This is a genomic window from Bradyrhizobium sp. cir1 (assembly GCF_014198245.1).
Classification (GTDB): Bacteria; Pseudomonadota; Alphaproteobacteria; order Rhizobiales; family Xanthobacteraceae; genus Bradyrhizobium.
This window is the reverse complement of the sequence record NZ_JACIHE010000034.1, coordinates 1-17,923: the sequence shown is the minus strand read 5'-3', so window position 1 is coordinate 17,923 and position 17,923 is coordinate 1. Positions and strand designations below refer to the sequence as shown.

The window sequence follows — 17,923 nt, the reverse complement described above, 5'->3', positions numbered from 1 at the left end:
ACGCATTTTTCGTGATCGAGAGAGATCGTGGGCACGGCGCAAGGGCGCCTTTGCCCACCCTGCGGCATCCCCTAAAACAAAAAGGCCGGGCGTGAGCCCGGCCTTTTGATTCGGTCGTGACGTCCGCTCAGTACAGCGGGAAGTTCTGCGGATAGCCGCCGACATCGGCCGGCGTCGAGAGCGGCTGGCGATCGATCGGGCGGTTAAGGTTCTCGCGGGCGAAGGATGGATAGCCGAGCGCCGGCGGGAAGGCGTAGTCGGTGAACTTGCGGTCGCCCGGATTGACCTCGGTGCCGCCGTCGAGCCAGGAGCGCTTGCTCACATAGATGCGGGTGCGGCCCTGCTGATACACCGCGTTGGGGCCGCTCGGGCCATAATAGGGCCGGCCGCGATCGTCATAGCGCTTGGTCTTGGTGTCGGCCGAGGCCGGCGTCGCGAAGGCCATCGCAGCCACGGCGCCCGCCGCAAGCAATGTCGCCAGTTTGTTAGCGCCAGAGAAATTCGAGCTCATCACGTCCCCTTCAGGCGGCACGCCGCCAGTCGATTTCGCCCCATACTAGCCCGGCCGGGGTGGCCGCAACTAGGTCTATTGGGTCACACCAGGGCGGAATAATCGGGCGCACCGGCAAAAGTTGCATGATTACCAGCCACTTGAGCTTGATGCAGATCCTTGATGCAGGTCAAAGCGCCCCGCGCAATTGCGCGTTCGCGGCGCCGAGCAGCCAGTCCGACGTGCCCTGGGACGAGCCTTGGGGCTCGCAACCCCGGCGCTTGAGCTCGGCATGGGCGAACAATTCCGCCAGCTTCGGCTCGTTGCCGGAGGTGAGCAGCGTCAGCCGGTTCAGCGTGCAGGCGATTGCCGCGCGCCGGGCCGGCAGCGTATCGCCCTGGCAGGAGAAGCCGGAGATCTGCAGCGCCGGCTCCTCGCTGCGCTTGAGGTAACCGAGGCAGGCCGCCTTCGCCGTGCCGGTCGGCCGGAACAGGACGACGGGACCGAATTTGGTGTCGATCAGGCCGGCCTGCTCGAGCGGGGTGTCCGCATCCAGGCCCATCTGGACGGCGAGGTCGGCTGCTGCCGGGCGCGCCACGTCGAATTCGCCGCCCTCCCGGTAGATATCGAGCTGCGCCAGCGGCCTGTCTGCCTCGCTCGGCCAGCGCATGACGTCCTTGCGGCCCCCTTCGGGGTGCCGAAGGATCGTATAAGTGGCTGTTTTCTCGGATGAATCGAGCCGGCTGAGGGCGAAGGCCGGATGCGAGCGATCGGCCACGCTCCAGCCCGGTTTTGAGGCGGGCTCATCATCGCGCAGGTCGGGCAACTGGCCGAGGGCCGCGAGACCCAGGATGGCAAACAGGACCAGCGCCCCCACATAGGCGAACAGGCGCGCCAGCGTGCCGACCACCTCGTCGGCGAAGGCTGCGAGCGCCAGATAGATCTGGGTGGGAGTTTCGGCCGTCCTGGCCTCAGGCGACTGCATCCACGGCCTTCGGGCATGGTCCAACGTTGTCTTGAGGCCGGTTCTCGCATAGAAGCGCTGCTCTTCCTGTTTAAGCGTCAGCTTCAGGAACGGGCTTTTTCATCGGAGAGTGAACGATGGGTTACAAAGTCGCAGTCGTCGGCGCGACCGGCAATGTCGGACGGGAAATGCTCAACATCCTCGATGAGCGCAAATTCCCCGCTGACGAGGTCGTGGCCCTGGCGTCGCGCCGCAGCGTCGGCGTCGAGGTCTCCTATGGCGACCGCACCCTGAAGGTCAAAGCGCTCGAGCATTACGATTTCTCCGACGTCGACATCTGCCTGATGTCGGCGGGCGGCTCGGTGTCGAAGGAATGGTCGCCGCGGATCGGCGCCGCCGGTGCGGTCGTGATCGACAATTCCTCGGCCTGGCGCATGGACCCGGACGTGCCGCTGATCGTGCCGGAGGTGAACGCGGCCGCGACCGAAGGCTTCAAGAAGAAGAACATCATCGCAAACCCGAATTGCTCGACCGCGCAACTCGTGGTCGCGCTCAAGCCGCTGCACGACAAGGCGACGATCAAGCGCGTCGTGGTCTCGACCTATCAATCGGTGTCGGGCGCCGGCAAGGACGCGATGGACGAATTGTTCTCGCAGACCAAGGCCGTCTACACCAATGACGAGCTGGTCGCGAAGAAATTCCCCAAGCGCATCGCCTTCAACGTCATCCCCCACATCGACGTCTTCATGGAGGACGGCTACACCAAGGAAGAGTGGAAGATGATGGCGGAGACCAAGAAGATCCTTGATCCCAAGATCAAGCTCTCCGCGACCTGCGTGCGCGTGCCCGTGTTCGTCGGCCACTCCGAAGCCGTCAACATCGAGTTCGAGAATCCGATCAGCGCGGATGAAGCCCGCGAGATCCTGCGCAAGGCGCCCGGCTGCCTCGTCATCGACAAGCAGGAGCCCGGCGGCTACGCGACGCCCTATGAAGCCGCCGGCGAGGACGCGACTTATATCAGCCGCATCCGCGAGGACGCGACGGTGGAGAACGGTCTCGTGCTGTGGTGCGTGTCCGACAATCTGCGCAAGGGCGCAGCGCTCAACGCGATCCAGATCGCGGAAGTCCTGATCAACCGCAAGCTGATCACCGCGAAGAAGAAGGCGGCGTAAGACTTCCTTCGGCCGTCACATCCCTCTCGTCGTCCCGGACAAGCGCGCCCAAAACGCGCGCAGATCCGGGACCCATAGCCACAGGCTCGCGTCGTTGCGCGAGCTGGTAACCACGAGTCTTAGCCAAACAACTTCCTGTGGTGATGGGTCCCGGATCGGCGCTCTGCTCTGGACAACGCTGCGCGTTGCCAAGAGCTCCGCTTGTCCGGGACGACGATCGCATCTGAGGCGCAATTGCCCGCCTTCGAGCGATCCTACGCCTCGCCTCGCGCGTTCCTGAATTCCTTCGCGGCCTTGTCCAGCACGAACAGCGATCCCTCCGCGACGCCGAAATAGGCGCCGTGGGTCTGCATCTGGCCACTCTCCACGGCCTTGTGCACGAACGGGAACGTCATCAGGTTTTCCAGGCTGCGGAACACCGCCGCCTTCTCGATGCGCTCGACGAACTGCGCCATCGATTCGTGGTGGCGCTGCTCGACCACCTCGCCGGGCTTGATGAACATCTGCATCCATTTGCCGATGAAGTCGCCCGGCGTCAGCGGCTCGATCTTGTCGACGAAGGCGCGGATGCCGCCGCATTGCGCGTGGCCGAGCACCACGATGTGCTTCACCTTCAGCACCGTCACGGCATATTCCAGCGCCGCCGAGACGCCATGCGCATTGCCGTCGGGCTGATACACTGGCACCAGGTTCGCGATGTTGCGGACGACGAACAATTCGCCCGGGCCGACATCGAAGATCACCTCGGGCGAGACGCGGCTGTCGCAGCAGCCGATCACCATCACTTCCGGCGACTGCCCCTTCACCGACAGCTCGCGGTAGCGGGTCTGCTCGGTCGGCAGCCGCTGGGTGGCGAAGGCCCTGTAGCCTTCCAGCAAATGCTCTGGGAATGTCGTCATGGCCTATGCCTAACCATAGAGCCCGGGACCGAACAAGCCTTTCGAATGGGCAGGCCAGATGCTATCGGCATCCGTCAGAAGACAGACGAGGAAACAGGAAGGAACGATCGCATGACCCGCCCGCGCCGCAGCCATCTGTTCATGCCCGGCTCCAACCCCCGCGCGCTGGAAAAGGCGCAGAATCTGGCCGCCGACGGCCTGATCCTCGATCTGGAAGACTCCGTCGCCCCCGAGGCCAAGGCGGTGGCCCGCGACGGGATCGCCGCCGCGATCGCAGCCAAGGGGTTCGGCAAGCGCGAGGTCCTGATCCGCACTAACGGCCTCGATTCGCCCTGGTGGGCCGATGACGTCGCCATGGCGGCCAAGGCCTCGCCGGACGGCATCCTGGTTCCAAAAGTTTCAAGCATCGAAGATCTCGACGCCATCGGCCACCGCCTCGCCGAGCTCGGTGCCGCCCCGACCGTCAGGGTCTGGGCCATGATCGAGACCGCGCGCGCCGTGCTGCATGCCGAGGAGCTGGCCGCCGCCGGCCGCGATCCCAAGACGAGGCTGTCAGGCTTCGTGTTCGGCCCGAACGACATCTCGCGCGAGACGCGCATCCGGATGCTGCCGGGACGCGCGGCGATGATCCCGATGATCACCCATTGCATCCTGGCGACGCGCGCCCATGGCCTCGAGATCCTCGACGGCCCCTACAGCGACATCGCCAATTCCGACGGCTTTGCCACCGAATGCGCGCAGGGCCGCGACCTCGGCTTCGACGGCAAGACGCTGATCCATCCCTCGCAGATCGACGCCTGCAACGCGATCTTCACCCCGCCGGAAGAGGAAGTCGCGCGTGCGCGAAAAATCATCGCCGCGTTCGAACTGCCGGAGAACGCCTCACGCGGCGCGATCCGCCTGGATGGTGCGATGGTCGAGCGCCTGCACGCCGACATGGCGCGCCGCACGATCGAGATCGCGGATGCGATCGCTGCGATGGGGAAGGGCTAGAGCATGATCCGGAAAAGTGTGCAGAGGTTTTCCGAAAAGATCATGCTCAAACAATAACCTGAAGCGCGATGGCGATTCATCCTGATCCCATCGCGCTTTAAGGCGTCAACTCGGGAAAGCGATATCCGCACCCGCTCCGTCGGAGGCGACGATGGCGCTTTCCCGAAGCAGTGCATGGGTTGGCTGCGGCGCTGCCAATTCCTGGCAATACATCCGATTGATCTTGCGCTGCATGAGCCCATAGCAATCGCATGCGGCCCTCTCGAGCCGCGCCCGATGGATCTCGACAAACCCGCGCCGGTCGGACGGGACGGCGCCGGCCTCTCGTAGCTTGCTCATCGTCAGAGTCACTGTCGTCCGCCGCACCCCAACCAATTGCGCCAGCGTCTCGTGCGTCACCGGAAGCAGGTCGGCGGGAACGCGGTCGTGAAGCTGCAGCAGCCACCGCGCCATGCGGCCATCCACCCGGTGCAGCGCGTTGCAAGCGGCGACGTGCTGGAGCTGCAATAACACGGCGCGGGCGTGGACCTGCACGACATTCCTGATGGCCGCGCTTTGCGCATAGGCAGCGCGAAATCTGGCCGCGGAAATCAGCGATGCAGTGCCGGCTACGCGAGCAATCGCGGTCACGGATGAAGGCGATGGGCCGAGCACGGAGAACGAGGCCAAAGCGCCTTCTCGTCCCATCAAGGTGGTCGCGACCGTTTGCCCGTCCGGCATATCGAGCATGAAGGCGATTGCGCCGCTATGGGGAAAATAGACCGGGTCGAGCTCATCGCCCGATCGCACCAGGACGGCATCGGGCTCGAACGAGACCTTCTGGAGGTGGGGTGTGAGTAAAGCGAGATCCGCCGGCGGCAACGCTGCCAATAGCCGGTTCCCGATCTCCTTGCGATGGACGGTCACGATATCCTTTTGTGGACGAGCCCCCAATGAACGACGGGATCCATCTGTTTCATTTACCATGATTATCCGAAATACCAATTGCTGAACGGCAATGATCCAAACAGAGCCAATAGTCGAGATCAAGCACGGACAATTGCGGTGAGCTTTCAAGCCTCGTCGCCGCGCAAACGGGGTGTTGCATACATCATACTATTGACGCCCGTGACCGCCCGGCGGGGCCCACAAGGGTGGGTAGCTTTCTGCTGTACGCCGCCATCAGCGGTCCGGCAGATGGTCGCGCTATCTCCCGGCGACGGTAGCGCTGCCTGCCGTGTGATTGTGGAGCGGGATAGATCCGCCCCATATCGCGCAGCAACAGCAGCGGCCGCGCGTCCGAGTCCTTCCTCGCAGATGCCGAATTGCTGCTGCATCCTCGGCAGCTCGTCTGACGACGGCCGTTTCGCCGAAGTCCACGATCTCACCTTTCACCGGTTGCGGTGGTGAACAGGGATGCTACCGTCGATGCCGTTATTTGATCATTAGATCCGGGCAATCCATTGATGCGGTTTTTTGGGGCAGCTGCCTTTCTCGTCACGTCGCTTCTGTTCACTCAGCCGGCCCTTGCGCAAGCCCGAGTCGCGCTTGTCATCGGCAATGGCGCCTACGAGAAGGTGCCCGAGCTGCCGAATCCGACCCGCGATGCGGCCGACATCGGCCGCGCGCTGGAGCGGCTGGATTTCAAGGTCACCCAGGTCAAGAACGTAACCGCGCAAGAGATGAGAAAGGCTGTCGTCGAGTTCGGCCGGTCCGCCGAGGGGGCCGACCTCGCTGTCGTGTTTTACGCCGGGCACGGCATGGAGGTTGGCGGCGAGAACTGGCTGATTCCGATCAGCGCAGAGCTGCGCAGCGACACCGACATCGAGAGCGAGGCCATCAGCCTGCGTTCGGTGAGCCTTCAGGTATCGAAGGCACGCAAGTTGGGCCTCGTCATCCTCGACGCATGCCGCAACAATCCATTCGCTGCGAAGATGAAGCGGTCGATCAGCACAAGGGCCGTGGCTCGGGGACTCGCGCCGACCGAGCCGTCCGACAACGTTCTGATCGCGTACGCCGCCCGCGACGGGACCACGGCGAGCGACGGCGATGGCCGGAACAGTCCTTTTACCGCGTCGCTGCTTCGCCACATCGAAACACCGGGCCTCGAGATATCGTTTCTGTTTCGCCGGGTCCGCGACGACGTGATGGCGGCGACCAAACGCGAACAGCAGCCCTTCGTGTACGGCTCCCTGTCGAAGGAGGAGATCTACCTGAAGGCGCCTGCCGCGAGCGCTCAGGCGCCTGCCGCGTCCGCTCCGGCGCCTGCAAATCCCGCAGAAGACGAGAAGTTTTGGCTGGCGATCCAGACGTCGACAGTCGCAGGTCTCTATGAGGATTTTCTGGCCAGATACCCCCGCAGCAGTCATGTCGAGGAAGCGCGCCGGCGAATCAAGAATTTCAAGGCCAACGAAGTTGCGGCGCTCGCATCTCCGGCTGCCCCTTCGAAATCGGACGCAACCGGGCGCCAGGGATCTGACGTAAAAGGATCTGATGTAAAAGGGTCTGAAGCAAAAGGGGCTGACGTAAAGACCGTCGTCCGAAATCTATTTGCGCCGGAGGATAACCAGAAAGTCGTTGCCATCGCGGCAGCTCAAAAACTCGAATTGCCGAGTTTCACTATCTCCCCCGATCAGAACGATCCGCTCAACGCCGATTCCAAGTTTGTCGGCGTGTGGTCCAACAAGCATGGGTGGACCAATGGCAAGGGACGCTACGCCATGCTGATCATCACGGAGGTCTCCGCGACGGGCCTGGCCAAGGGATACTACCTCTGGGGGCCGCCCACGAAACAATCGTGGGCGAAGGATGTGGCGGGATACAAAGTGTTCGCCGAGTATATCGAGAACGATAAGTTCTCCATCAACGGAACGCCGGTTACAGTCAAGCTGGACAAGAACGTCTTGGCCCTGTCTTCCTTCAAAAAGGACAATCCGTCAGAGACCGCGAGTATCGAGCTTCGTCCAGTCTGGCAGCTTGTGCCGGCACCAGAGCAGGCCGAGCCTTCAACCAAACGTGAGAAAGTCTCGCAGCCTCGTGCCGCCAAAAAGGAAAGCGCGGCCGAACCGAGCCCGCCGAGCAACGTCAGTGGGACGAGCATGGAAGAGCGCTATCGCGCTTGCAGAAAGCTCGTGAAAGGATTTGCCCAGCGCGATGCTTGCGCGCGAAATGGCACGATCTAGAGCGTTTTCGAGCGAAGTGGGTGCCGGTTCGCGTGAAGAAAACGCGTCAAAACAAGAATCTAGAGCTTCGGTTCTGATTCAATCAGAACCGAAGCTCTAGAGCTGGATGACTTCCGTCGGCTGACGCCGCGTCACCGCGGCGCGAGGTCGGCGCGATCGAGCGATTCCAGGGTCGCGGCGTTGGCGCAATAGCCGTGATAGTTCTCCGCTGCGGTGCCCTCAGTGAGATCGCGGTCGCACTGTCCCTTGCTATTGCAGAGCGAGCAGGTCCGCTCCATGTCGCGCAGCAGCAGGGGCTGTGCCTGACCGAGCCGCTCCGCGCTGATGCCGAGCTGCTGCAGCATCTTCGGCAGCTCGTCGGCAGCGTGCCTGCCGTGACGGACCAACTCTTCGAGATCGTCAGGCGCGATCCTGAGGTCGTTCGCGATGCGGTCGAAATCGGCGCGGTCGAGTTGCCGCATCTCGTTCATCTCGCGGCGATGCTTCAGCCAGTTTGCAAAGGTCTCGATCAGATCCTGAACGATGGGATAAGGCCTGCTTGCCGTGCTCATGCCAGGCTCCTCTTGGGTCGTGGAATTGCAGCCAGATTAGGCACAATGGTGCAGGAGCGCGTTGCGCTGGATCAAATTGAGAAGGGGTCAAGGAGACTGGTCTCGTGCCCCAAAGGCGTGCGACAGTGTCGCGACAATCGCAGCCTTCGCCGGGACGACAGCAGAGAGCGCTCAGCTAAACCGCTCCGCCGCCCAGGCATACAGGCTGCCCGGAATTGGCTTCTCGCCGCCGCGGCCTTTTGGTGAGATGTGCAGGCCGATGATCTCGGGGTTGGTGACGAGGCCGAGATAGCTCGAGGGATCGAAGAACAATTTCGGCTCGGCATGCACGGCGTAGAACGACTGCTTCGGCAGTGCATTCTGCAATTCACCGGTGCGGCGCGCGAGCGCGGTGAGCGCCGCGGGCCCGTAGATCGCGACGCGAATATCCGAGAGCCTGTTCGAGCCGCCGCGCAGGCGGCGCATCATGAAGGTGACGCGATGGCGCAGCGACAGCCAGTTCGGCGTCAGCTCCTCCTGCTCCATCAGCTCCTCGAACGCGCGCACGATGCCATGCTCCGCCGGCAGATAGATCACGGAATTGCCGAGCTGGCGCGGCCGCTCCCAGGCGAAGTAGGGCTTTGCCGGATCGATCTCGACGGGCCGCAGGAGCAGCACGTCGGCATCGAGCCAGAGGCCGAGCCCCTTCGCCATCAGCTTCATGCGGAAGAAGTCGCTGAACTGCAGCGTGGTCCAGTCGCGCCAGCTGCCGTCCGGCTGCGGCGGTCGCAACCGCTCGGAGAACGCATGCGGCAGGATCGCCTCGGCCTCGGCATTCTCGACGCCTGCGGGTAAGCCGGGAATGGGGTCAAAGCTGTAGACCGTGACCTTGTGGCCGGCAGCGAGCTGCGAGCGCAGACAGGTCTGGCGCAGTGCGTCCATCGGTCCATGCCAGAAGGTGACGATCTCGGGCAGCATGCGCACAAGCCTAGAGCATGATCCGGAAAAGTGTGCAGCGGTTTTCCGACAAGATCACGCTCGAACAAAAGAGATAAGCCGGGCAAAGAAAAAGCCCCGGCGCTGACAGCACCGGGGCTTCAAACGGGATCAGAGATCAGGCCCAGGCGCGTTCGCGCTTGAGCTTGTCCTCATAGGTGTCGATCGAGGCCTTCTTCTCCATGGTGAGACCGATGTCGTCGAGGCCGTTGATCAGGCAGTGCTTGCGGAACGGATCGATCTCGAACTTGACCTTGCCACCGTCGGGGCCGCGGATCTCCTGGTTCGGCAGATCGATCGTCAGCGTCGCGTTGGCGCCGCGCTCGGCGTCGTCGAACAGCTTGTCGAGGTCTTCCTGCGAGACGCGGATCGGCAGAATGCCGTTCTTGAAGCAGTTGTTGTAGAAGATGTCGCCGAACGAGGTCGAGATCACGCAGCGAATGCCGAAGTCGAGCAGCGCCCAGGGCGCATGCTCGCGGCTCGAGCCGCAGCCGAAATTGTCGCCGGCGACCAGCACCTTCGCGTTGCGATAGGCGGGCTGGTTGAGGACGAAATCGGGGTTCTCGCTGCCGTCGTCCTTGTAGCGCTGCTCGGAGAAGAGCCCCTTGCCAAGGCCGGTGCGCTTGATGGTCTTGAGGTACTGCTTCGGAATGATCATGTCGGTGTCGACATTGATGATCTTCAGCGGCGCCGCGACGCCTTCCAGCGTGGTGAACTTGTCCATGGTTGCGCTTTCCCGCACGTGGTTCAGGGAACCGGCTATTTATCGCGATCGGGCCGGGAATCCTAGGCCGAAATCGGCAGATCTAGTCTGCCTTGGCCTCAATTGCCGCCATATCGTCGTCCGAGAGGCCGAAATGGTGGCCGATCTCGTGGATCAGGACGTGGCGGACGATGTGGCCGAGGCTCTCGTCGTGCTCGGCCCAGTAGTCCAGGATCGGCCGGCGGTAGAGCCAGACCATGTTGGGCAGCCGCGCCACGTCGCCAAAACTCTGCTGGGGCAGGCCGACGCCCTGGAACAGGCCGAGCAGGTCGAACTCGCTCTCGCATTCCATCTCGTCCAGGACCTCATCGGTCGGGAAGTCGTCGACACGGAGGATCACGCCCTCGCAGAGCCCGCGAAACTCCGCCGGCAGGCGCTCGAACACATCGTGAGCCATCGCTTCCATCTCGGCCAGCGAGGGCGCTTTCAATTCCGTCCACATGGGGCCTCTCTTAACGCGGGTTTCGCAGCGATGCATCCCGCTTTATAGGATGGGGCCCAGAGGAGCGTTGACGCCGCGCGCGAAAACGAGGAGCGTACGGCGCATCAAGGGGTTGGCTCTGGTCAGTGGTGATGTGATGCGGGCGGGAACAGCAGTACCGGTTCTACTGTGCATGGGGTTGTTTTCGACTTTTTTTGTCGGCGCCCAGGCCCAAGCCCAGGCGCAGATGGCTGCTCCCGAGATCCGGCTGGCCCAAGCGGTCTCGCCGGACGACGTCCCCCCGCCGCGCAGGCGGCCCCCGGCGCGCCTGCGGGTCACGCCCTATTACACCCCTGATGGCGTCTATCCGCGCTACAATCCGGGTCCCGACGCAGTCCGCGAGTGCAACGCCACCTATGTGCAAGAATACCGGCCGAGCGGCACGGTGATCGTGCCGCATATGCACTGCTACTGGCGCCGGGGCTGACGCCCGCGTCGGCGAGCATCGCGGTGGCCTCGTGAGGATCGTCATGGCGAGATGGATTGCACTAGCCATTGCCGTCGCGCTTGCCGCGGGCCTTCCTCGCGCTTCTGCAGCGTACAGGGTGACGATACCTGAGGCCTCGGCGGGGATCGCGGTTTTCGATGTGCGGCGACACGCGCGACCCCATGACATCGTGCGGCCTGCCGTGCGCCATGATCCGCGCTATTACGCGCGGCCTGTCACCTATCGTCCCTATCCCTACGGCGTGCCCGCACCCTTCGCGCTCGGCTACGGGCCGTGGTGGTGACGTCGTCACGCGACCTCAGCAATCTCGTTCATTCATAGCGCGTTCACGTCGCTGTCCGTAATTTAATCTCGGGAGCGACTGCAAATGAACAGCGACGGCGCGAGCCGCTGCGCCGCAATGCCGCTGTCCGCATTCAGGGAGAAGTCCATGCTGAGGAGTTTGGGTCTCAGAGCAAGCCCGATGCGCTTGCTCGGGATTGCGGCTACCGCGACGCTGTTGCTGACGGCCGGGACGGCGCGTCGCGCTGAGGCGCTCACCTTGATCAATCCGGCGACGTCACCCGCGGCGAAGGCTGCGGCCGACGATCTCGTCACGCATGTTCGCCATGGCGGCGGCGGACATGGTGGTGGCGGACATTTTCACGGCGGTGGCTTCCGCGGTGGCGGCGGACATTTCGGCGGCTTCCATGGCGGCGGCATTCGCTACGGTGGATTTCGTCATTACGGCGGCTACCACCACCACCACTGGGGCTACCGCCCCTATTACGGCTATCGCCACTTCCACCGGCGCTATTATTACGGCGGCTACTATCCCTATTACCACTATCCGCGCCGCTGCCGGATCATCTGGACCTATTACGGCCCGCGCCGTATCTGCCGCTGGCACTATCCGTACCGCTATTGGTAAGCACGATCGAAATGAAAAGGGCGCCTCTGCGGCGCCCTTCGTTCATTCGACGGCTTAAAGCCAATCCTTCAGCTTCCAAGACGAAGCCTTCCACCGCATCAAGTTCTCGATCTTCCACTGCTTGAACATGGCCGGCGGCCAGCGGCTGAGCCTCGAGGTCTCCTCGACCTCGGGCTTGGCGACGAAGCGCAAGGGCGCCGCGCGCCGGCGGCGCTGGCGCGTGGCGTCGCCGATCAGGTCGACATATTCCGGCTTGTTGGCCATAGCAAATGCACACTAGAACGAAATCTATGTGGCCCATGACTTTGCCGTTTGCATTCCAACGAGCCGTTGAGGCTAGGAAGAACAATTGACTTAACTTATCAATAGCCGATTAAGATGTGTTTGCACGCTTTGCGTGTGCGGTCGCCGCCCATTCTTAATAGCTAGGCCACGTGCATGAATGATCCAAGATTCGATGTTACTATATCCGAAATCGGAAAGGCGATGCGTTTTGCGAAGCGCGACGGGAAGGGGCGGCGGAACAACGTCGTCTTGATCGGTGCCGGCGCTTCCACTACTGCCGGAATCCCCGGAGCCGCGGATATTGGTCGCCGCCTTGTTAGTTTGGTTGCGGAGCGCTTCGACATTGTCTATGAGGCCGACGCCAAAGCGCATGAAATATATGCAATCCTAGAAGCGCAGAAGGTGTTGGAAGATTGCCGTATTCCGGCAACTAGTCGGTCCGCCTCACCTGAAGATAAAGATATTGATTGGTGGAAAGTCTATGATCAAATTTTTAAGCTGTACTACACGCAGCCAAATGACGTTCGAGATCTATTTGGCGCGCTCGTTGACGAAGCCAAGGGCGCAATAAATTGGGCTCATCTCGTGCTCGGTGAATTGGTCGCCCGCGGTCTCGTTTCGACTGTTCTCACCACGAACTTTGATCAGCTGGCGCTTACCGGCCTTGCGCGGGCTGGCATAATTCCGGTTGTTTGTGACGGCTTGGAATCGTTGAATAGAATTGCTGGTGCTCCACACCACCCGCAGCTCATAGAAATACACGGCTCCAGACACAGCTATTTGTTGCGCAATTCTCCGGCAGATGTCTCGTCGGTACGCGGTGCTTCCCCAGCAATAGCGGCTATTCGTTCTCTCCTCCAATTTGCGCACGCTCTGGTCGTTGTCGGATATGGCGGTCGGGAGGACGGTGTGATGGATTTGCTGGTCGAAGCCGCGGAGGCATATCCATTCAAGCACCTCTACTGGGTCTTGCATGGAGGTAAAATCGAAGCGCTTTCAGCGAAGGCCAGACGGTTCCTCTCTACAACCCACAACGGGGGAGTTTTGGTCGACTATGACGCTGATAGGTTCTTCTTAGAGCTGTCCAAGGAGCTCGGTGTTGGTGGCCCACGTTCAATAAATGACCCCCTTGCGGCCTTAGAGCAGTCGTTGAGTGAGGCACAGAAGGCGAGAATTTCACACGCTGACATACAGGCCCAGGTAGATGAGGCATCCCGAAGATTGATTGCGTTGAGAGGAGCCGAGGCGTCAATAAGCGCGAACGAGACTGAAGCTGCTTCCAGAGAGATCCGAAGGCGACGTCTTTCGGGAGATTTCAAGGGGGCATATGAGCTGGCGATGCGGGAGCTTCGCAAATGAAAGATTTGAAGAAGTTCGATAGGCAGCTTGTCGAGGAGGCTGCTTTGTCGGGGTATGAGTATGGCCTTCAGGTCGCTGATAAGCGGCTTATTGAAGAGGCTATAGAACGTTTTCTATTCCTTCGAGACAGTAGTACGGGTCGTTTTGATCGTGATCGATGGTCCATGATGCTTAGTTCTGCGTACGCGGAACTCGGAGCTCTAAATCCAGCAACAGAGAACATACAGCAGGAAGAGCTAGTGCTGGAGCGAGGTGCCGAGCACGACGCGTCGGCGCAACTTGACTTGACGGATGTGGAGAACATCAAGGAGCTTGACAAAGCATCTCTTGAGAAGGCGATCGCTGTCCATCGTGAAGCGCTATCCGGGATTGATCGGGAGCGCGCTCCGTTGGATTGGGCGAAGACGCAGTACAACCTAGGTGAAGCACTTCGGCGTTTGGGAGAGAAGAACATCGGAACGAGCCAGCTTGAGGAAGCAGTCCAAGCCTTCAGGCTAGCTCTAGAAGAACGTACTCGGGATAAGGTGCCTCTCGATTGGGCCGCGACGCAAGTACACCTCGGGAGGGCGCTTGCGTCGGCTGGGCGCCGTGCAAAGGACGATGCCAAAATCGAAGAAGCGATCAAGGCCTTTCGTAGCGCTCTCATGGAGTTTACACGCGAGCGTACTCCGACCGCGTGGGCAGGAGCTCAGAACAATCTCGGAAATTCACTTGCTTCGATTGCACGATATGAAGAGGGCTTAGCTGCGCATCGCGAGGCCCTGAAGGAATTTACGTTAGAACAATCACCAGCCAATTGGGCGATGGTCCAAAACAATATTGGCTTGTCGCTCCTGCGGTCTGGTCGGCGTCAAAATGATGCTTCGAAGCTAGAAGAGGCAGTTGATTCCCTTCGGAACGCACTTCAGGTCCGTACTCGCGAAAGGGGCCCGGAAAAATGGGCTCTGACTAAACTAAATCTCGGAACGGCTCTTGCGGCGCTGAGCGCCTACCGAAATGCTGAGGAAAACTTAGTCGAAGCAGCCGAGGCTTTTGAAGAAGTGTTCGCCGCATTGACACCAAACTTAAATCCCTACCTCTATCGGTGGGCAATGAACGCGGCCCTCATAGCGAAGCGACGGCTGACCGAGATGCGTGAGCGGCGAGAAAGCTCGCTCCCGGAAGCTAATAGCTGAATTCACAAAAGCTCTACTGCGCCCCAATTTTGGGGCACAGTAGAGAGGTATCTTACGCCGTTTGCCGCGATCGCTACAATTGCAGGAACTGGCTTAGCGCCAGTCCCGGACATCGACGAAGTGACCCGCGATCGCCGCGGCCGCGGCCATTGCCGGCGACACCAGATGCGTGCGGCCCTTGAATCCCTGGCGGCCCTCGAAGTTGCGGTTCGAGGTCGAGGCGCAGCGCTCTTCCGGCTTCAGCTTGTCCGGGTTCATGGCGAGGCACATCGAGCAGCCCGGCTCGCGCCATTCGAAGCCCGCCTTGATGAAGATCTTGTCGAGACCTTCAGCCTCGGCCTGCTCCTTCACGATGCCGGAGCCCGGCACCACCATGGCGTTGACGGTGCCTGCGACCTGCTTGCCTTCCGCGATCTTGGCGGCGGCGCGCAAGTCTTCGATGCGGCCGTTGGTGCAGGAGCCGATGAAGACGCGATCGAGCTTGATGTCGGTGATCTTCGTCCCCGCGGTCAGGCCCATGTATTTCAGCGCGCGGTGCTTGGAGATGCGCTTGGCCTCGTCCGCGATCTTGTCGGGGTCGGGCACGATGCCGGTGACCGAGATCACGTCTTCAGGCGAGGTGCCCCAGGTCACGATCGGCGGCAGCTTGGCCGCATCGAGGCGCAGCTCGTGGTCGAAATGCGCGCCTTCGTCGGAGCGCAGCTTCTCCCAGTAGCGCATCGCCGCATCCCAGGCCGCGCCCTTCGGCGACTTCGGACGGTCACGCAGGAAGTCGTAGGCCTTCTGGTCGGGCGCAACGAGGCCGGCGCGCGCGCCGCCTTCGATCGACATGTTGCAGACCGTCATGCGGCCTTCCATGCTGAGCGCGCGGATCGCATCGCCGGCATATTCCAGCACGTAGCCGGTGCCGCCCGCGGTGCCGATCTCGCCGATGATGGCCAAAATAATATCCTTGCCGGTCACGCCGTCCGGCAATTTGCCGTCGACGGTGACGCGCATGTTCTTGGCCTTCTTCTGGATCAGCGTCTGCGTCGCCAGCACGTGCTCGACTTCCGACGTGCCGATGCCGTGCGCGAGCGCGCCGAACGCGCCATGCGTCGAGGTGTGGCTGTCACCGCAGACGATGGTGGTGCCGGGCAGGGTGAAACCCTGCTCGGGGCCGATGACGTGGACGATGCCCTGGCGCTTGTCGAACTCGTTGTAATATTCGATGCCGAATTCCCTGGCGTTCTCGGCCAGCGCCTTGATCTGCTCGATGCTCTCAGGATCGGGATTCGGCTTGGTGCGGTCGGTGGTCGGCACGTTGTGATCGACGACCGCGAGCGTCTTCTCGGGCGCATGAACCTTGCGCCCCGTCGCGCGCAGGCCTTCGAACGCCTGCGGCGAGGTCACCTCGTGCACCAGGTGGCGGTCGATATAGAGCAGGCAGGTGCCGTCCTCGGCTTCGTGCACCAGATGGTCGTTCCAGATCTTGTCGTACAGGGTGGTCGGCTTGGACATGAGCTTGAGCTCCGGGAATGTTGTGTCAGCGGATTGCGCGCCTCGCGCGCGGGCAACAAAAATCGTCAGCGCAGCCTTTAGGCTGCGCGGCTAAGCTCTGACGTTGCCGAGGTCGCGAAGCGTCCGAAGAACCGGCCAGGCAGCCGCGAGCGATCGTCGATGACGATGCGCTGGACGGGGGCGAAGCTGGTCAGATCTGGAAACATTCTAGAAGCTATATAGCATGCAGCGGTAAAAGCGCGAGAGCTTCGAACTCGTCATTGCGAGCGCAGCGAAGCAATCCAGAAATGCATCTGCGGAGACAGTCTGGATTGCTTCGTCGCAAGGGCTCCTCGCAATGACGGCGGAGCCAAACAAAAAAGCGCGGAGCCGAGCCCCGCGCTTTTGAAAAGCTTGCCTCGTGGCGAAAGCTTACTCGCCGACGGCAGCCTGGCGGTCCTGCTTCTCGACGATGCGGGCCGACTTGCCGCGAAGGTTGCGCAGGTAATAGAGCTTGGCGCGACGCACCTTGCCGCGGCGCACCACCTTGATCGAGTCGATCATCGGCGACATCACCGGGAACACGCGCTCGACGCCCTCGCCGTAGGAGATCTTGCGGACGGTGAAGCTCTCGTTGAGGCCACCGCCGGAACGGCCAATGCAGACGCCTTCATAGGCCTGTACGCGGGTGCGGTCGCCTTCGACGACCTTCACGTTGACGATCACGGTGTCGCCGGGACCGAATTCCGGAATGTCCTTGCCGGCGGACAGCTTGTCGAATTGCTCTCGCTCGAGCTGCTTGATCAGGTTCATGGGTAAATCTCCATCGGCGCGCCCAGCCCTGGAAACGGGGGGCTGCGCAAAATTCGTCTATCCAGCCATTGCGGATTTGGCCGCTCCTATAAGGCAAGCCGGAGCGTTTGTCACCCGTCTGTCTTGTTTTTTGGCGTTTTTTGGCGACGGGGCCGATTCGGGGGCTTGGGTGGGATTTGGGCCCATAAATCCGGCCGTCGAGCCTCTGTCAGGGCCTCGGATTGCGCCCGCCGCCAAGCCGCAACCTTGGCGTGGTCGCCCGAGGTCAGGATGTCAGGGATCGGAGCCCCCTCGAACAGCTGCGGGCGGGTGTATTGGGGGTATTCCAAAAGGCCCTCGGAGAAGCTTTCCTCGGTTCCCGAAGCCTCCTTGCCCATCACCCCCGGCAGCAGCCGGACGCAGGCGTCGATCAGGGCTAAAGCCGCGATTTCGCCGCCGGACAGCACGTAATCGCCGATCGAGACCTCCTCCAGGCCCCGCCCGTCGATCACCCGCTGGTCGATCCCCTCGAACCGCCCGCAGACGATCAGCGGGCCGGGGCCCTGCGCAAGCTCGATCACGCGGGCCTGGGTCAATGGCCGACCCCGCGGGCTCATCAGCAGGCGCGGCCGCTCCGGGCCGGTCCCGGTGGCATCGATCGCCGCCGCCAGAACGTCCGCCCGCAACACCATGCCCGGGCCACCGCCGGCCGGCGTGTCGTCGACGCTGCGGTGGCGATCGGTAGCGGAGGCCCGAATGTCGCGCGCCTCGATTTCCCAGAGCCCGGCGGCCAGCGCCCGGCCGGCCAGGCTCACGCCGAGCGGTCCCGGAAACATCTCCGGAAACAGCGTCAGCACCGTCGCGCGCCAGGGTGAGGGATTGGTCATCAGATCTCAGTTGTTGTCGTCCCGGACAAGCGCGCCTCAAGCGCGCGCAGATCCGGGACCCATATGTGGACGGCCCCCGTGGCACAAGAGCATTTTGAGGTTTGATCGGATCGCTTGCATCCATATGTCCGGCCTGTCG

At 62.1% G+C, this 17,923-nt stretch carries 20 protein-coding genes; 8 read left to right on the top strand and 12 right to left on the bottom strand.

All coding sequences use genetic code 11. From position 1 onward, the window contains the following. Positions 1–127 precede the first annotated feature (127 nt). Both GGD63_RS36455 and GGD63_RS36450 read right to left on the bottom strand, forming a co-directional pair. A complete protein-coding gene (locus tag GGD63_RS36455; protein ID WP_183249610.1) occupies positions 128–511 on the bottom strand; it encodes a hypothetical protein in 384 nt (127 codons plus the stop codon). A 169-nt stretch (positions 512–680) separates the two neighbouring features. After that, complete coding sequence (locus GGD63_RS36450; RefSeq protein WP_183249608.1) at positions 681–1,475, bottom strand: hypothetical protein; 795 nt, start codon at positions 1,473–1,475, stop codon at positions 681–683. 116 nt (positions 1,476–1,591) lie between these two features. On the opposite strand from GGD63_RS36450, the gene GGD63_RS36445 reads away from it, so the two are divergent. Further along, positions 1,592–2,626: an aspartate-semialdehyde dehydrogenase gene (locus GGD63_RS36445; RefSeq protein WP_183249606.1), complete on the top strand. Its 1,035-nt coding sequence runs from the start codon at positions 1,592–1,594 to the stop codon at positions 2,624–2,626. Between the two features lie 254 nt (positions 2,627–2,880). Here GGD63_RS36445 and GGD63_RS36440 read toward each other — a convergent pair whose 3' ends face one another. Beyond that, positions 2,881–3,525, bottom strand: coding sequence for a carbonic anhydrase (locus tag GGD63_RS36440; protein WP_183249604.1), 645 nt, complete (start codon positions 3,523–3,525; stop codon positions 2,881–2,883). Between the two features lie 111 nt (positions 3,526–3,636). Here GGD63_RS36440 and GGD63_RS36435 point away from each other — a divergent pair, with 111 nt between their 5' ends. After that, a complete protein-coding gene (locus tag GGD63_RS36435; RefSeq protein ID WP_183249603.1) occupies positions 3,637–4,518 on the top strand; it encodes a CoA ester lyase in 882 nt (293 codons plus the stop codon). 105 nt (positions 4,519–4,623) lie between these two features. On the opposite strand, the gene GGD63_RS36430 is transcribed toward GGD63_RS36435, so the two are convergent. Beyond that, a complete protein-coding gene (locus tag GGD63_RS36430) occupies positions 4,624–5,424 on the bottom strand; it encodes a Crp/Fnr family transcriptional regulator (protein WP_183249600.1) in 801 nt (266 codons plus the stop codon). 539 nt (positions 5,425–5,963) lie between these two features. On the opposite strand from GGD63_RS36430, the gene GGD63_RS36425 reads away from it, so the two are divergent. Beyond that, on the top strand, positions 5,964–7,679 hold the full coding sequence (locus GGD63_RS36425; protein WP_183249598.1) for a caspase family protein: 1,716 nt from the start codon (positions 5,964–5,966) through the stop codon (positions 7,677–7,679). A 131-nt stretch (positions 7,680–7,810) separates the two neighbouring features. Here the strand turns inward: GGD63_RS36425 and GGD63_RS36420 are convergent, their stop codons facing one another. From GGD63_RS36420 to GGD63_RS36405, 4 genes are all read right to left on the bottom strand, one after another. Next, positions 7,811–8,230: a DUF6455 family protein gene (locus GGD63_RS36420; protein ID WP_183249595.1), complete on the bottom strand. Its 420-nt coding sequence runs from the start codon at positions 8,228–8,230 to the stop codon at positions 7,811–7,813. Between the two features lie 171 nt (positions 8,231–8,401). Then, entirely contained in the window at positions 8,402–9,187 is a 786-nt protein-coding gene (locus GGD63_RS36415) for a hypothetical protein (protein ID WP_183249593.1), read from the bottom strand. A 136-nt stretch (positions 9,188–9,323) separates the two neighbouring features. Beyond that, on the bottom strand, positions 9,324–9,929 hold the full coding sequence (gene leuD / locus GGD63_RS36410) for a 3-isopropylmalate dehydratase small subunit (RefSeq protein ID WP_008539074.1): 606 nt from the start codon (positions 9,927–9,929) through the stop codon (positions 9,324–9,326). An 82-nt stretch (positions 9,930–10,011) separates the two neighbouring features. Continuing rightward, positions 10,012–10,410 carry a metallopeptidase family protein gene (locus GGD63_RS36405; protein WP_183249591.1) on the bottom strand — a complete coding sequence of 133 codons (399 nt, stop codon included), beginning with the start codon at positions 10,408–10,410 and terminating at the stop codon, positions 10,012–10,014. A gap of 172 nt (positions 10,411–10,582) precedes the next feature. On the opposite strand from GGD63_RS36405, the gene GGD63_RS36400 reads away from it, so the two are divergent. The 3 genes from GGD63_RS36400 (at position 10,583) to GGD63_RS36390 (ending at position 11,807) form a co-directional block, all read left to right on the top strand. Next, entirely contained in the window at positions 10,583–10,876 is a 294-nt protein-coding gene (locus GGD63_RS36400; protein ID WP_183249590.1) for a hypothetical protein, read from the top strand. Positions 10,877–10,994: 118 nt separating this feature from the next. After that, positions 10,995–11,180 (top strand): hypothetical protein, encoded by a 186-nt coding sequence (locus GGD63_RS36395; RefSeq protein WP_312013486.1) that lies wholly within the window; start codon positions 10,995–10,997, stop codon positions 11,178–11,180. 147 nt (positions 11,181–11,327) lie between these two features. Then, positions 11,328–11,807 (top strand): hypothetical protein, encoded by a 480-nt coding sequence (locus GGD63_RS36390; protein WP_183249586.1) that lies wholly within the window; start codon positions 11,328–11,330, stop codon positions 11,805–11,807. Between the two features lie 54 nt (positions 11,808–11,861). On the opposite strand, the gene GGD63_RS36385 is transcribed toward GGD63_RS36390, so the two are convergent. Then, positions 11,862–12,071, bottom strand: a complete 210-nt coding sequence (locus GGD63_RS36385; protein WP_183249584.1) for a hypothetical protein — start codon at positions 12,069–12,071, stop codon at positions 11,862–11,864. Positions 12,072–12,293: 222 nt separating this feature from the next. Between GGD63_RS36385 and GGD63_RS36380 the strand changes: the two genes are divergently transcribed. Next, the gene (locus GGD63_RS36380) at positions 12,294–13,451 is read left to right on the top strand and encodes an SIR2 family protein (RefSeq protein ID WP_183249582.1); all 1,158 of its coding nucleotides are present in this window, start codon (positions 12,294–12,296) and stop codon (positions 13,449–13,451) included. Continuing rightward, a complete protein-coding gene (locus GGD63_RS36375) occupies positions 13,448–14,626 on the top strand; it encodes a tetratricopeptide repeat protein (RefSeq protein ID WP_183249580.1) in 1,179 nt (392 codons plus the stop codon). Before GGD63_RS36380 ends, GGD63_RS36375 begins: the two co-directional genes overlap by 4 nt. Positions 14,627–14,719: 93 nt before the next feature. Here the strand turns inward: GGD63_RS36375 and leuC are convergent, their stop codons facing one another. From leuC to trmD, 3 genes are all read right to left on the bottom strand, one after another. After that, the gene (leuC, locus tag GGD63_RS36370; protein WP_183249578.1) at positions 14,720–16,126 is read right to left on the bottom strand and encodes a 3-isopropylmalate dehydratase large subunit; all 1,407 of its coding nucleotides are present in this window, start codon (positions 16,124–16,126) and stop codon (positions 14,720–14,722) included. Positions 16,127–16,537: 411 nt separating this feature from the next. Beyond that, the gene (gene rplS / locus GGD63_RS36365) at positions 16,538–16,918 is read right to left on the bottom strand and encodes a 50S ribosomal protein L19 (RefSeq protein WP_183249576.1); all 381 of its coding nucleotides are present in this window, start codon (positions 16,916–16,918) and stop codon (positions 16,538–16,540) included. Positions 16,919–17,028: 110 nt separating this feature from the next. Continuing rightward, complete coding sequence (gene trmD / locus GGD63_RS36360; protein ID WP_183249574.1) at positions 17,029–17,784, bottom strand: tRNA (guanosine(37)-N1)-methyltransferase TrmD; 756 nt, start codon at positions 17,782–17,784, stop codon at positions 17,029–17,031. Positions 17,785–17,923: the final 139 nt, after the last annotated feature.

Coding starts and splice junctions, on each gene's coding strand:
- leuC (WP_183249578.1), bottom strand. CDS start 16,126: ATGTCCAAGCCGACCACCCTGTACGACAAGATCTGGAACGACCATCTG.
- GGD63_RS36425 (WP_183249598.1), top strand. CDS start 5,964: ATGCGGTTTTTTGGGGCAGCTGCCTTTCTCGTCACGTCGCTTCTGTTC.
- GGD63_RS36375 (WP_183249580.1), top strand. CDS start 13,448: ATGAAAGATTTGAAGAAGTTCGATAGGCAGCTTGTCGAGGAGGCTGCT.
- GGD63_RS36420 (WP_183249595.1), bottom strand. CDS start 8,230: ATGAGCACGGCAAGCAGGCCTTATCCCATCGTTCAGGATCTGATCGAG.
- GGD63_RS36385 (WP_183249584.1), bottom strand. CDS start 12,071: ATGGCCAACAAGCCGGAATATGTCGACCTGATCGGCGACGCCACGCGC.
- GGD63_RS36440 (WP_183249604.1), bottom strand. CDS start 3,525: ATGACGACATTCCCAGAGCATTTGCTGGAAGGCTACAGGGCCTTCGCC.
- GGD63_RS36400 (WP_183249590.1), top strand. CDS start 10,583: ATGGGGTTGTTTTCGACTTTTTTTGTCGGCGCCCAGGCCCAAGCCCAG.
- GGD63_RS36450 (WP_183249608.1), bottom strand. CDS start 1,475: ATGCAGTCGCCTGAGGCCAGGACGGCCGAAACTCCCACCCAGATCTAT.
- GGD63_RS36380 (WP_183249582.1), top strand. CDS start 12,294: ATGCGTTTTGCGAAGCGCGACGGGAAGGGGCGGCGGAACAACGTCGTC.
- GGD63_RS36445 (WP_183249606.1), top strand. CDS start 1,592: ATGGGTTACAAAGTCGCAGTCGTCGGCGCGACCGGCAATGTCGGACGG.
- GGD63_RS36435 (WP_183249603.1), top strand. CDS start 3,637: ATGACCCGCCCGCGCCGCAGCCATCTGTTCATGCCCGGCTCCAACCCC.
- leuD (WP_008539074.1), bottom strand. CDS start 9,929: ATGGACAAGTTCACCACGCTGGAAGGCGTCGCGGCGCCGCTGAAGATC.
- trmD (WP_183249574.1), bottom strand. CDS start 17,784: ATGACCAATCCCTCACCCTGGCGCGCGACGGTGCTGACGCTGTTTCCG.
- GGD63_RS36415 (WP_183249593.1), bottom strand. CDS start 9,187: ATGCTGCCCGAGATCGTCACCTTCTGGCATGGACCGATGGACGCACTG.
- GGD63_RS36455 (WP_183249610.1), bottom strand. CDS start 511: ATGAGCTCGAATTTCTCTGGCGCTAACAAACTGGCGACATTGCTTGCG.
- GGD63_RS36390 (WP_183249586.1), top strand. CDS start 11,328: ATGCTGAGGAGTTTGGGTCTCAGAGCAAGCCCGATGCGCTTGCTCGGG.
- rplS (WP_183249576.1), bottom strand. CDS start 16,918: ATGAACCTGATCAAGCAGCTCGAGCGAGAGCAATTCGACAAGCTGTCC.
- GGD63_RS36405 (WP_183249591.1), bottom strand. CDS start 10,410: ATGTGGACGGAATTGAAAGCGCCCTCGCTGGCCGAGATGGAAGCGATG.